Genomic DNA, 13,576 nt, shown 5'->3' on the forward strand with positions numbered 1-13,576 from the left:
CTAGGTAGTACAATTAGATGGCGCGTTATGAAGAGCTTGCAATGGATATTCGAACTCAGATCGCTAATAACACATGGCGTTCAGGAGAGAAGATCCCCTCTGTGCGCATGAGCTGTCGTAACTACAACGTCAGTAATAGTACTGTGCTACAAGCCTATCAGTTGCTAGAAAGTGAAGGTTGGATCATTGCTAAGCCTCAGTCTGGCTACTTTGTTGCTCCTAAAGTCGATGGTGTGGATTATCAGCCGCCAGTAGCTCGAGAGAAGAAGGCGATTAACGATCGCTTATTTGATTTTCTAAAATCCAGTTCTGCTAAGGGTATAGTTCCTTTTGGTTCCGCCTTTCCTGACCCAGATCTTTTTCCTTTACCCACCTTAACTCGAAATCTAGCCAGTGCCGGAAGAAAAATGACGGGTGCGAGTGTGATTAATAACTTGCCACCAGGGAGCGAGTCATTAAGAAGGCAGATCGCACAGCGCTACTTACAACAAGGTATTAGCGTTAACCATCAAGATGTTGTGATTACGTCGGGTGCGATGGAAGCTCTGAACTTGAGTCTGCAAACCGTGACCCAATCTGGCGACCATGTTGTGATTGAATCGCCGGCATTTTATGGCGCTTTGCAAGCCGTAGAGAGGCTGGGGCTTAAGCCTATCGAAGTGGACGTTTGCCCTGTTAAAGGATTGGATATTGAGCAGTTTGAAATCGTACTGAAGAACAATAATGTGAAAGCATGTTGGCTGATGACGACTTTTCAAAACCCAACAGGCACAAGTTTGTCGGACGAAGCCAAACGTCGAGTAGTCGAGATAGCAGAGCAGAACAACACGTATATTATTGAAGATGATGTGTACGGTGACCTTTACCATGAAGGACATAAACCTAAGCCTCTGAAGGCGTCTGATAAAACGGATTCGGTTTTACTGTGTGGTTCTTATTCAAAAAGTCTATGCCCAGGCTATCGAGTGGGATGGGTGGTGAATGCTCGCTTCAATGATGCGATTCAGAAACTACAACTGCTTTCCACGCTCTCTAGTAGCGCGCCAGTTCAGCTTGGTGTCACACATTTCTTAACTCATGAAAGCTACGATAATCATCTACGTAAATTACGTAAGAGTCTTTTGGAGCGAAAAGCGCGTTTTATAGAAATTATTAAGCAGTACTTTCCACACTCTATCAAAATTGAAGATCCCGCTGGTGGTTACTTCATCTGGATCCGCTTCAATTCTGGCTTCGACAGCCAGCAGCTTCATCAACTTGCGATTGCGCAGGGAATAAGTGTCGCATCAGGTAACTTGTTTAGTGAGCAGGGGAGAGTTGACAATGCAATTCGTCTGAACTTCTCCTACGAACTCACTCAAGAGAGAGAAAACGCCCTCGTATTGCTCGGAAAACTCGCCCATCAGTTGGCATATTAAGTGCAGATATAAACGCTAACTGACTCATAAAACAACATAATGCTAACTGTACGGTTTTATTGTGGGGAAACTGTACGCCTTATTTACCGAACAGTTGTGATTCAATAACGTTAGACCAAATATTGGAGGTACAGTTATGTTGAAAATGACTATAGGAAATGAAGTGAAGCTGATTGTCGTCGCGATTGTGTGCGCGCTTCTGCTTATTCTTGGCCATGTATTATTGGCAAAAGCATTCGCTGATACGGCATGGGCGGAATACACCACCGCTGCTATTCCATTTGTAATGATGGCGATTTGTGGTCTCGCGATAAAGTATGCAAGTAATCAGGACGTTGATTAGCGCACCTATCAAGGAGCTTGGTTTGGCATGACTCCTAATAACGTTCTCGTTCTGTTTTGAACATAAAAAAACCTCCGCAATTGCGGAGGTTTTTGTTTTCTTTCTTTAAATTCGAGCTTAACGCGGCATTAGAAGTTCGCAGAGCGAGGAGTACGTGGGAATGGAATAACGTCACGTACGTTGCCCATGCCTGTTACGTAAGATACTAGTCGCTCGAAACCTAGACCGAAGCCAGAATGAGGTACTGTGCCGTATTTACGTAGGTCGCGGTACCAGTTCATGTGCTCTGGGTCGATACCTACTTCACGCATGCGCTCATCTAGAATGTCTAGACGCTCTTCACGCTGAGAACCACCGATGATTTCGCCGATACCAGGTGCTAGTACGTCCATCGCCGCTACAGTCTTACCGTCATCGTTAGCACGCATGTAAAATGCTTTGATGTCTTTCGGGTAGTTCTTAACAATTACAGGCGCTTTGAAGTGTTCTTCAGCTAGGTAACGCTCGTGCTCAGAAGACATATCGATACCCCATTCAACTGGGAATTCGAACTCACGACCTGAATCTAGAAGGATCTGGATTGCGTCAGTATAGTCTACTTGTGCGAAGTCAGAAGTTACGAACTGCTCTAGACGAGTAATTGCTTCTTTGTCGATACGTTGAGCGAAGAACTCAAGGTCGTCACGACACTCCTCTAGTACGGCTTTGAATACAAACTTAAGCATGTCTTCAGATAGCTTAGCGATATCTTCTAGATCCGCGAAAGCTACTTCAGGTTCAACCATCCAGAATTCAGCTAGGTGGCGGCTTGTGTTTGAGTTTTCAGCACGGAACGTAGGACCGAACGTGTAAACTTTGCTTAGTGCACAAGCGTAAGCTTCACCGTTTAGCTGGCCAGATACTGTTAGGAATGTTTCTTTACCGAAGAAATCTTCGTTGTAATCAACATCGCCTTTTTCTGTGCGAGGTAGGTTTTCCATGTCTAACGTAGAAACGCGGAACATTTCACCAGCACCCTCAGCATCAGAAGCCGTGATTAGCGGAGCAGAAACCCAGAAGAAACCTTGCTCGTGGTAGAAGCGGTGAATCGCTTGAGATAGACAGTTACGAACACGCGCTACTGCACCGATTACGTTTGTACGTGGGCGTAGGTGAGCTACTTCACGAAGGTATTCGATAGAGTGACGAGTTTTCGCCATTGGGTATGTTTCCGCGTCTTCAACCCAACCAACAACTTTAACGTCAGTTGCAGCAAGCTCAAAATCTTGACCTTTCGCTGGAGACTCAACAATCTTACCTGTTACTTCAACAGAGCAGCCAGTAGTTAGCTTTAATACTTCGTTTTCGTAATTATTAAGATTATTAGGGACCACGGCCTGAATCGGGTCGAAACAAGAGCCGTCATAAATGGCAAGGAAAGAGATTCCAGCTTTGGAATCACGACGTGAACGGATCCAGCCGCGAACAGTTACTTCACTGTCTACCGCTAGCTTGCCGCCAAGTACGTCTTTTACAGGCGCGTAAGTCATGTTGGTTTCATTCTCCATTGAGGGACAAATTCAACGCAATATTTGCAAGTGATTGTCTATAGCTCGCTAAGTTTTGAACAAAAAACAATCGAAAAATTGAGTTGTATAAACTTTTTAAATCAATAGAACATATTACCTGTCATACAGAGAGCTTCAACCTTTATTCTTGCTTATCGAAAGAAATATTGTGTATGTCCGCTATAAAGCTCACAAAGGGTTTGTTTTTTGTTCGATCTGGCCATGGGTTTAACTTTGGCTGTGGTTATTTGTTAACTTTTCTTTAGCTCAACTCACCTTGCGCGTGACCTATATTGACTGAACCATCGCAATCTTTGTTTCCAATAATGATTGTGTGATTGCATCGAACCTCACACTATATTGTCGCGGCTTCTCCTATCTAGGAGGCCATTCACCTTCTTTGTTTGGCACGAGATCATGTCGCTGCAAACTAAAGAGTTACCAGAGGAGTTTAATATTCACGTGTTAATTACGCCGCCGTAGCCCCTGCATTCTCTCTACACCCGCACTTTTCGAGCGCTCGCTCATTCATGAAAAACAGTCGATCACATGATGTCTGAACAAGGCAGGACTGGCTGTACAAGTAAAAGAGAATTACATGCTTAATTATCTAAAAACACACTGGTTATCAAATATCAAAGGAGATTCATTATCGGGGATTGTGGTTGCACTTGCATTGATCCCTGAAGCTATCGCATTTTCTATTATCGCAGGCGTCGACCCCAAGGTTGGTTTGTACGCTTCATTTTGTATCTGTGTTGTCACCGCCTTAGTGGGCAGCCGCCCGGGGATGATATCTGGTACGACAGGCGCAATGGCGCTGTTGATGGTCACATTAGTTAAAGAGCACGGGCTTGATTATCTACTAGCGGCATCCTTTTTAGCTGGTGTGATTCAGATTATTGCAGGCTATTTGAAGCTAGGTAATTTGATGAACTTCGTGTCGAAATCCGTGATTACCGGATTTGTAAACGCGCTTGCTATTTTGATCTTTATGGCTCAATTACCTGAACTGATTAACGTACCCACAAGCGTCTATCTCTTGGTTGTTTTGGGACTAGCGATTATCTATTTGTTGCCTTACTTACCTAAATTGGGCACCTCGATACCGTCACCTTTGGTGGCTATTATCGTGCTCACTATTGTCAGTTCGATGTTTGGCTTAGAAGTGAGAACCATTGGTGACATGGGAAAACTTCCTGACTCGCTCCCAACCTTCGTAATTCCTAATATTCCATTCTCATTAGAAGCCTTCGAAACCATACTTCCATATTCCATCGCTTTGTCTGTTGTTGGCATCTTGGAGTCCTTGATGACCGCGACCATTGTTGATGATCTGACGGATACAGAAAGCAATAAGAATAATGAGTGCAAAGGACAGGGTGTTGCGAACATTGTTGCGTCACTGTTTGGTGGTATGGCAGGTTGCGCCATGATAGGTCAGTCGATCATCAATATTAAATCGGGTGGTTTAACTAGGCTATCGAGCATGATCGCAGGCGTACTACTTTTACTGATGGTGGTGTTCGTATCTGATTGGTTAAAGTTGATTCCAATGGCGGCGTTAGTCTCTGTGATGATTATGGTATCAATCGGTACTTTCTCTTGGCGTTCTATCGTCGAACTTAAAGACCATACTTTACCGACAAATGTCACGATGCTAGCGACGGTTGTTGTGGTTGTCTTTACTCATAACCTTGCGATTGGTGTTGCGGTTGGCGTAGTACTTTCGGCCCTATTTTATGCTCACGCGAGTAAGTCTATGGTCTTTATTTCTGATGAGGTCGTGGCTAATCAACTGCACACAACTCATAGAGTTAAGGGGCATGTGTTCTTTGCTTCTTCCGATGCCTTTGTTGATTTGTTCGATTACGACAAGGCGACGTCGTTGGTCACAATCGATGTTTCTGAAGCCTCATTCTTAGATAACACCTCAGTCGAAGCGCTCGATAAGGTAGTTTTTAAGTTTCGCAAGAAAGGCGCTTATGTTGAGGTCTCTGGGATGGATGAAGTCAGCGCAAAGCTTATTTACAAGCATGCTATGTACCACAAGCGTAAAGACTTATCAGCCGTGTCGATTACGCACTAGCGGCTGTTTGAACTCAGAGTTCAAAGCCTAAAAAGTGGTAAAGTAGAAAGGTGAAGCGCTCATGATTGAGCGCTTTTTTGTTGGGTCGCTGCTAGGTGTTGTAATTGGTTTAGGATTTTTCTTTTGTACAAGACAAGGTGAACTGATTAATCAGAGACTCTAGGTGATCAGACAGCTCTTCTAAGTCATTACTGATATTACGCGTCTCACCTGCCGATAGTGATGTGTCATTAGCATGTGAAGTGATGGTTTCGACTTCCTGCTGAACATCTTTGGTTGCATGGGTGGTGGATTGTGTCTGTTGCTGAATATTCTGCGCATGGGAAAGCACCTGTTTCATCTCTTCGACAACACCATTCATCTCAGCAGCGAGTGCGTCGATGTCACTTGAGCTTCGGTGCGCTTGTTCACATACACGGTCAGCTGAGGTTAAAGATTCTTCGCTGCCTTGTTGGAATTGGTGGATGATCGATTCGATACTTCCCGTCGCTTCTGCCGTTCGAGAGGCGAGATGGCGAACCTCGTCAGCAACGACAGCAAATCCTCGGCCTTGTTCACCCGCTCTTGCTGCTTCTATCGCCGCATTGAGTGCCAAAAGGTTGGTCTGATCGGCAATGCCACGAATCACACTCAATATCGAAGACACTTCGCCAGTCTGCTCATTGAGTGTGCTGATCTTGTGTTTCACCTCTTCGATACTACTAACAAGGTTCTTTATTTCGCTACTTGCATCATGGGCTTGGTCCGCACTTTTACATGCCACATCCGAAGTGTGATTGATGAGGTCAGATGCGGTTAATGTCGCTTGTTCTACATTGACTTGCTGAGCTTGTATTCCTTCAATATTACTTTGAACTTCCGCCGTTTCATTTTGTTGGTCGCTAGCGGCTTGCTCAGTAATCTGTGCGACGCTTGTCAGTTGATTGGCGGACGCGTTCAGCTTATGCGAAGTATCTTGTACTTGTTCCAAGCTGTTTGAGACGGTTCCCATGAATGAGTTGATTGATTTGGCTAAAGTGCCAATTTCATCTTGGCTCTGTTCAGGCAAGCGGTTTGAAAGGTTTTTATCGCTGCTGACTTGAGTCATAAAGCGCGAGGTTTGCTGAAGCGGGCGGACAATGATTTTACGAATCAGCCCCATCGTCAGCACAAAGCCAGCAAAGGAGATCACTGCCATGATACCGATCGCAGCCGTAGTTTGAGTGTTAATCAGCGAATTAACATGACTCAGATTGTACTCCAGTCGTATTGCGCCCAATACTTCGCCTTCTGGCGCCATATGACAAGCGACACAATTAGTACCACGATAATTCTCACTCGACTTCATTGGTAGAGCTATCACCAAGCCTTTACCCCAGTCAGCAGAAAATGGCTCGATGATCGTTTCGCCTGACAAGGCTCTTTTATCAATCTCGTCAACAGGTGTTTGGTTGTCATTTCCTGGACCATACAACTTACTTACTGCTTCGGCACGTAATACTCGAACGTCTTCAATGCCTTCTTGCGCTAATGCTTTCTGACGCAGCGTTTCTTTCTGTGCCATGGTGCCTGTAAGCATCATCATATTAAGGCTATCGAAATAGTTGCTCGCTTTATCGTGAAGCTGTTCACTTAGGAGTGAATTAACCAGTTGTTTTTGTTGGGAGTATTGAAAGTAGGTGGATATTGCCAGTAAAAAGGTAAATACAATGGCAAGAGCAACCAGGATCTTGAAGGTTATTGTTGAGCGCATAGGTGTTTTTATTAATTCTGATGACGCGACTACTGTACTGGCAAGAGTCTTTACCACCTATGGGGTATATCGAATAGTGTGACCACACTCCGGTTGTGGTTTTTTTTCTGTGATGTAGCGAGTTTGTATGTTAAGTGAGGTTTAATTGGAACATCTAAAGAGTAAGGATCCGGTTTTGATAGTTTCGTCTAGCAAGTGAGTCGAAGCTATCGCGAATAAAAGTACTATTTTGGATGATCGAGTTGTATAGGCTAACAAGTCTCCTATTAATAATGATTATTATTTTTTGATGTTTGGTGGTTAATTAATGCCCAAAAGCTTGTTTTGTTCAATTTAATAGCAAAAAATCTGGTTATAGCGTTGTGTTTCAGAGTTCATTCGATAATATGCAGTCACCTCTAATAATAGAGGTAGGGCGGCAACGGATACGCTGCTTTAAATAATATGGAATGTGACTTATTGATATTGGACACATACATGAAATTCAAGATTACATCACCGATCATCGAACCGACAGAAGGGTCACCACATCAGAACATGGCTTCTTCATCTGATCACACCTCTCTATACCCTCGCTTGTACTACTCGTTTTCTACTGCCTTTTCGCGATTTAACTCCGCTTATCGCTCCTATCGATATTCGTTTTAAAGCTTAACTTCTTTCGAATTTTTTTGCATCTTGGTTGATGACAAAGAACTACAACTATTAAAAACTAAATAAATAAGTTAAAGACAATGAATATTAAAATGATGGGTAGCTCCCTAATTATCGCTGGTACCGCTCTCGGTGCTGGTATGCTTGCAATCCCAATGGTATTGGCTCAATTCGGATTGCTTTACGGCACAATGCTAATGGTTCTGATCTGTTTCGGTACTACTTACGCGGCATTACTACTTCTAGAAGCAACCATCAAAGCGGGTGGTGGCTTAGGATTAAACTCTATCGCTAGAAAGACATTAGGCAAAAAAGGGCAACTGATCACCAATGGTCTGCTTTACGCATTGCTGATTTGCTTGCTAATGGCTTACATCCTAGGCGCGGGTGACTTGCTGAGTAAGTTGCTGTATAACTTCGGTGCCGAGATTACTGCAACAACGAGTCAAATCACTTTTACCTTGATTGCAGGCGCTGTTGTGGCAAGTGGCACAGGCGTAATTGATAAGCTCAACCGTGCACTGTTCTTCGTGATGCTGGCAAGCTTGTTTGCAACGATGGCATTTTTAGCACCAAGCATGACGCAAGATAACTTAATGCAGGTAACGAGTCACAATCATGTTGACCTAATCAAAACGAGTGCAATCTTGTTCACTAGTTTTGGCTTTATGGTCGTGATTCCAACTTTGGTTTCTTACAACCATGAAGCGACCGACAAGCAGCTTCGTAATATGGTAATCGTAGGCTCTCTTATTCCTCTAGTGTGCTACCTATGTTGGTTGTTTGCTGTAGTAGGTAACTTGAGTGAAGAGCAGTTTAGAAGCTTCCACAATGTATCAGACTTGATGGCTGCATTTGAAGCTCAGTCACCATGGGTTGGTACCGTGTTATCTATTTTCACAGGTTTGGCTCTGCTGACTTCGTTCTTTGGTGTGGCTATGTCGCTATTCAACCAAAACCGAGATATGTTCAACCAGAACACTGCGGTGACTTACTGCATTAGCTTTATTCTGCCGCTAGCAGGCTCACTACTAGCTGCGGATAAGTTTCTACAAGTGCTGAACTACGCTGGCATCATCCTTGTGTTCTTGGCCGTATTCGTTCCTCTGGCAATGGTTCACAAGCAACGCTTTATGAAAGTAGCAGAAGATAGATACAGTGCGGAAGGCGGCAAGCCAATGGTGCTTTTCTCATTGTTGTTTGGTTGCTTCTTACTTATCTCTCAAGTGATTTAATCAATCGATTCAGTTGCTGTGACTGGCAGCAACTAATATTGAGGTATACAAAAAGGAACGCATATGCGTTCCTTTTTATTGCTCGTTTGTTAGCGAGAGTCGATTAACAAACAACCTTAACAGCCAAACCACCTTGAGATGTCTCACGGTATTTAGCGTTCATGTCTTTACCTGTTTCTAGCATTGTTTCGATAACTTTATCTAGAGAAACAGTAGGAGCAGAAGAACGACGAAGTGCCATACGAGCAGAGTTGATTGACTTCACTGCAGCAATACCGTTACGTTCGATACATGGTACTTGTACTTGGCCTGCAACTGGGTCACATGTAAGACCTAAGTTGTGCTCCATGCCAATTTCCGCAGCCATACAGACTTGCTCAGGGCTACCGCCCATAAGCTCAGCAAGACCAGCCGCAGCCATCGAACATGCCACGCCAACTTCACCCTGACAGCCAACTTCTGCACCAGAGATAGAAGCGTTACGCTTATAAAGACCACCGATAGCGCCAGAAGCCGCGAAGTAACGGATGTAGTCTTTCTCTGTCACTGTTTGGATGAACTTGTCGTAATATGCTAAAACCGCAGGGATGATGCCACATGCGCCGTTTGTTGGAGCCGTTACAACACGCCCGCCAGCTGCGTTCTCTTCGTTTACTGCGAATGCGAACATGTTCACCCAGTCAACAACAGACATTGGATCGTTTGTTGTTTTTTCTGAAGTCATTAGCTGTTGGCGAAGTGCAGCAGCACGGCGAGGTACACGTAGTGGGCCAGGCAGGATACCTTCAGTATTCATACCGCGATCCATACACTCACGCATTGTTTTCCAAATGTTTGCGAAGTAAGTACGAGACTCTTCGTCAGAGTGGAAAGCTGCTTGGTTTTTCATAACCAGTGTGCTGATAGAAAGGCCGCTTTCTTTACACTGATTAACTAACTCTTCAGCTGTCGTGAATTCGTAAGGTGCTTTGATTGGGTTTTTTTCTTCTTTGCCGAAATTCTCTTCGTCAACGATGAAACCGCCACCAATTGAGTAGTAAGTTTTTGAGTATGCAACTTCGTCGTCAATCCATGCGTGGATGCTCATGCCGTTCTCGTGTAGAGAAAGGTTGCTAGTATGGAAGTTCATACCACCATCGCGAGGGAACGAAACTGTGTGACAGTGCATGCCAACAGGAAGGCGTTCAGTTTCTTCTACGCGAGCAATAAAGCCCGGGATAGAATCGATATCAACACGCTCAGGAGTATTGCCAGCAAGACCCATGATGATTGCGATATCTGTGTGGTGACCTTTCCCTGTCAGTGATAGTGATCCATATACGTCCACGGTGATTTTAGTGATGTCGCGCAATTTTCCCATTGAACGTAGGTCATCAATAAATTCTTTACCCGCTTTCATTGGTCCAACTGTGTGTGAGCTCGATGGACCAACACCGATTTTATAGATATCAAATACACTAATCATAGCGATTACCTCAAAAAGAGAGCCTCCCAAGGGGAGTAGGGAGGCTCATTTATTATCATTATATTTTGTGTCTAATCTCGCGATATAAGATGAAAGGCATCTTATAAAAGCTGCTTATAGATTAAAGAGCGCCGTAGATTACAGAACTAATAGCCGCTAGACCACATAAAGCTGTAAAGATTTGTACAGGTGCTGAAGTTTTGTACTTAGCCATTGCTGGTACTTTGTTCATCGCGAATACAGGCATTAGGAATAAGATAGCTGCAATCATTGGAGCACCCATTGTTTCAATCATGCCTAGGATGCTTGGGTTTACTACCGCAACAATCCAAGTAGTCACAACGATGAACGCTAGAGATACCTTCTCGATAGTGCTTACTGAAGAACCAGAGCGAGACTTGATTAAACCAACAAGACCTTCGTGAGCACCTAGGAAGTGACCGAAGTAGCTAGAAGTGATTGCTGCGAATGCTACTAGAGGACCCATGTAAGAGATAAGCGGAGACTCGTGAACGTTAGCTAGGTAAGAAAGTACAGAGATGTTCTGTGCTTGTGCATTCGCTAGTTGCTCTGGAGATAGAGAAAGTACAACAGAGAATACGAAGAACATCACAAAACCCATTAGCATCATTGCTGCGCCGCCAGTGATAGCGTCAGTTTTCTTAACTGCGTTTTCACCGTATACACGACGTTGCTCTTTAGAGAACTGAGAAATGATTGGGCTGTGGTTGAAAGAGAATACGATGATTGGAATTGCTAGCCAGATAACAGAAGGCATTGTTGACCATTCAGGCGTTACTTCCATCATTGAAGTGTTCCACTCTGGAACTAGGTAGAAAGAGAGCGCCAGTAGGATGAATACTAGTGGGTAAACCATTGCTGAAGTTGCTTTCAGCATTAGTTCTTTACCGAATACAACACCTGCTGTCATTGCAAGGATAAGAGCACCAGAAAGAAGAGGACGAGGAATAGATTCCATACCCATTTGGTTTACTAGGAAAGAATCAACAGTGTTTGTGATACCAACACCGTAAATTAGAACGATTGGGTAGATAGCGAAAAAGTAAGCGAAAGTAATAAGGTTTGCGCCAGTCTTACCGAAGTGCTCTTCTACTGTATCTGTAATGTCAGCTTCAGGATTTTTTGCAGACAGTACGAAACGTGCTAGAGATTTGTGTGCGAACCAAGTCATTGGTGCAGCAATAAGAGCTAGGATAACTAATGGCCAAAAGCCACCCGCACCAGCTTTAATTGGAAGGAATAGTACACCAGCACCAACTGCTGTACCGAATAGTGATAAACACCAGGTAAAATCTTTATAGTTAAACTTGCTCGAGTCTTTTAAGGCATTTGCCGAAGAAGTTGTTGTGTTCATGTTAAATTACTCATTTTTTGGGAACAGGAAATAAGTCGGAGCTAATTTTGCAGAATTTTCGTCGGCAAAAAATAGATCTAAATCATGTAATGAAACGGCGTGTCACATGATATGCGAAAAACGGATTTTTGATCACGAAAATGGCGTGCTACATGTGATTTATGTTTATGTGTGATATTAGTTTATCTTATCTGAAAGGGGGGGTGTACAGAATTATACCAAGTAAACGATTGCGTAAAGTTGCATTAATAAATCTGTTCTATACGAAGGGTGTTGTTTGTTAATAAAGGTTAAACAAAACGTAGTTGCTATGTGGTTTGTGTCACTACATGCTGCTGCATATATTGGATGATTTGTGCTGTGAGGCCCCATATAAGGTGCTCTTCGAAGGGCATCGCGAAAACACGATGTTTGATTTTCTTGAAGTTGAAAATGTGGCTGTGCAATTTTGTTTGGTCTAAAACATAGGTGGCCGGAACCTCAAAAATGGAAGCGACTTCGTTCTGATCAATGATGGGTTTATAGTCGGGCTCGACTAATGCGACAATCGGCGTAACAGAAAATTTACTAATAGTACTCAAGGTAGGTAATTGCCCAACAACTTTAACCTGATCCGATCGAATTCCCACCTCTTCATGAAGCTCTCTAAGTGCAGTAAATTGCATAGATGGGTCGGAGAGCTCATGTTTCCCTCCTGGAAAGCTCACTTGTCCTGGGTGATGTTTTAAATGGGCTGCTCTTTTAGTAAAAATGACGTGTAAACCACCTTCCCTTTCTACTAAACCAACTACCACTGCCGCTTTTCGCAATTCCTCACTACTGATACGAGAAACGCGATCAAAGGACTCCGGGTGATAGCCAACAGGTGGGTTTAGTTGAAACTGTTGTAGGAAGTTATTTCGGTTCATAGCTTGCCAATATATTGATTAATATTGCCTTAAGTATAGACTCAACCTTTCGCGTAATACCAATCTAACAGGTACGTACGATATAGGTTATCGGTGAGCTAGAACGCTCAATATTGTTGATTTTTGCTATATTTGAAGTGAGCATCTAGATGAGTATCCGTTATCAATGTCATAAAATAAGCTGAAAATCCCTACTTTTTTGATTAAGAATTTGATAGCAAAGACTTAGTAGACCACTCTAAAAAGAAACAAAAGATAAGGTATGAGATGAAAGGAATCATATTCACCGAATTTTTGGATCTTGTTGAAGATAAATTTGGACTAGGGCTGTTGGAAGAAGTGCTAGAGATGTCTGAAGACGAAGGTATTTACACCTCTGTTGGCAGTTATGATCACAAGGCCCTGGTTAAGCTTATTATTAACTTGAGCAAAAAAACGGACATTGATGCCGCTACTTTACAGCGCGTGTTCGGGCAATCCGTGTTTAAGAACTTACTAGCTTCGCTACCTGACAAAGCAAGTCTCACACACAGCAATACTACCTTTCAATTTATCCAGCACGTTGAGCGATACATTCACGTTGAAGTAAAAAAGCTTTACTCAGATGCTGAGCCACCTGAGTTTAGTTTTATCACTACGACGGAAGCTGAACTAGTTTTCGATTATAAAAGCGCACGATGCATGTCGCATGTCTGTTTAGGGTTAATTGAAGGATGTGCTGAACATCATGGAGAATCGATTACGGTGGAAATGACGCCTCAGAATGATGACCAAAGTGTGGTTAGGTTTAATCTCAAAGTAGAAAAATAA

At 43.4% G+C, this 13,576-nt stretch carries 11 protein-coding genes; 6 read left to right on the forward strand and 5 right to left on the reverse strand.

The genetic code is table 11. The features are described 5' to 3' along the window. Positions 1-17: 17 nt before the first annotated feature. A complete protein-coding gene (locus tag A3712_RS04445; RefSeq protein ID WP_063522464.1) occupies positions 18-1,418 on the forward strand; it encodes an aminotransferase-like domain-containing protein in 1,401 nt (466 codons plus the stop codon). Between the two features lie 136 nt (positions 1,419-1,554). After that, positions 1,555-1,761 (forward strand): hypothetical protein, encoded by a 207-nt coding sequence (locus A3712_RS04450; RefSeq protein WP_063522465.1) that lies wholly within the window; start codon positions 1,555-1,557, stop codon positions 1,759-1,761. Positions 1,762-1,889: 128 nt separating this feature from the next. Here A3712_RS04450 and asnS read toward each other — a convergent pair whose 3' ends face one another. Next, positions 1,890-3,290: an asparagine--tRNA ligase gene (asnS, locus tag A3712_RS04455; protein ID WP_004741585.1), complete on the reverse strand. Its 1,401-nt coding sequence runs from the start codon at positions 3,288-3,290 to the stop codon at positions 1,890-1,892. 616 nt (positions 3,291-3,906) lie between these two features. Between asnS and A3712_RS04460 the strand changes: the two genes are divergently transcribed. Then, positions 3,907-5,397 (forward strand): SulP family inorganic anion transporter, encoded by a 1,491-nt coding sequence (locus tag A3712_RS04460; RefSeq protein WP_063522466.1) that lies wholly within the window; start codon positions 3,907-3,909, stop codon positions 5,395-5,397. Between the two features lie 109 nt (positions 5,398-5,506). Here the strand turns inward: A3712_RS04460 and A3712_RS04465 are convergent, their stop codons facing one another. After that, the gene (locus A3712_RS04465) at positions 5,507-7,129 is read right to left on the reverse strand and encodes a methyl-accepting chemotaxis protein (RefSeq protein ID WP_063522467.1); all 1,623 of its coding nucleotides are present in this window, start codon (positions 7,127-7,129) and stop codon (positions 5,507-5,509) included. Between the two features lie 477 nt (positions 7,130-7,606). On the opposite strand from A3712_RS04465, the gene A3712_RS27290 reads away from it, so the two are divergent. Then, a complete protein-coding gene (locus A3712_RS27290) occupies positions 7,607-7,777 on the forward strand; it encodes a hypothetical protein (protein ID WP_157618703.1) in 171 nt (56 codons plus the stop codon). Between the two features lie 98 nt (positions 7,778-7,875). After that, positions 7,876-9,018: an amino acid permease gene (locus A3712_RS04470; protein WP_157618705.1), complete on the forward strand. Its 1,143-nt coding sequence runs from the start codon at positions 7,876-7,878 to the stop codon at positions 9,016-9,018. A gap of 103 nt (positions 9,019-9,121) precedes the next feature. On the opposite strand, the gene A3712_RS04475 is transcribed toward A3712_RS04470, so the two are convergent. The 3 genes from A3712_RS04475 to A3712_RS04485 all read right to left on the reverse strand — a co-directional run bounded on the left by A3712_RS04475 (position 9,122) and on the right by A3712_RS04485 (position 12,766). Continuing rightward, entirely contained in the window at positions 9,122-10,483 is a 1,362-nt protein-coding gene (locus A3712_RS04475) for an L-serine ammonia-lyase (protein WP_063522469.1), read from the reverse strand. 121 nt (positions 10,484-10,604) lie between these two features. Beyond that, positions 10,605-11,858, reverse strand: a complete 1,254-nt coding sequence (locus A3712_RS04480; protein ID WP_063522470.1) for an aromatic amino acid transport family protein — start codon at positions 11,856-11,858, stop codon at positions 10,605-10,607. A gap of 308 nt (positions 11,859-12,166) precedes the next feature. Continuing rightward, entirely contained in the window at positions 12,167-12,766 is a 600-nt protein-coding gene (locus A3712_RS04485; protein WP_063522471.1) for a CoA pyrophosphatase, read from the reverse strand. Positions 12,767-13,033: 267 nt separating this feature from the next. Between A3712_RS04485 and A3712_RS04490 the strand changes: the two genes are divergently transcribed. Further along, positions 13,034-13,576 (forward strand): heme NO-binding domain-containing protein, encoded by a 543-nt coding sequence (locus tag A3712_RS04490; RefSeq protein WP_063522472.1) that lies wholly within the window; start codon positions 13,034-13,036, stop codon positions 13,574-13,576.

Source organism: Vibrio sp. HI00D65 (assembly GCF_001635455.1).
GTDB lineage: Bacteria > Pseudomonadota > Gammaproteobacteria > Enterobacterales > Vibrionaceae > Vibrio.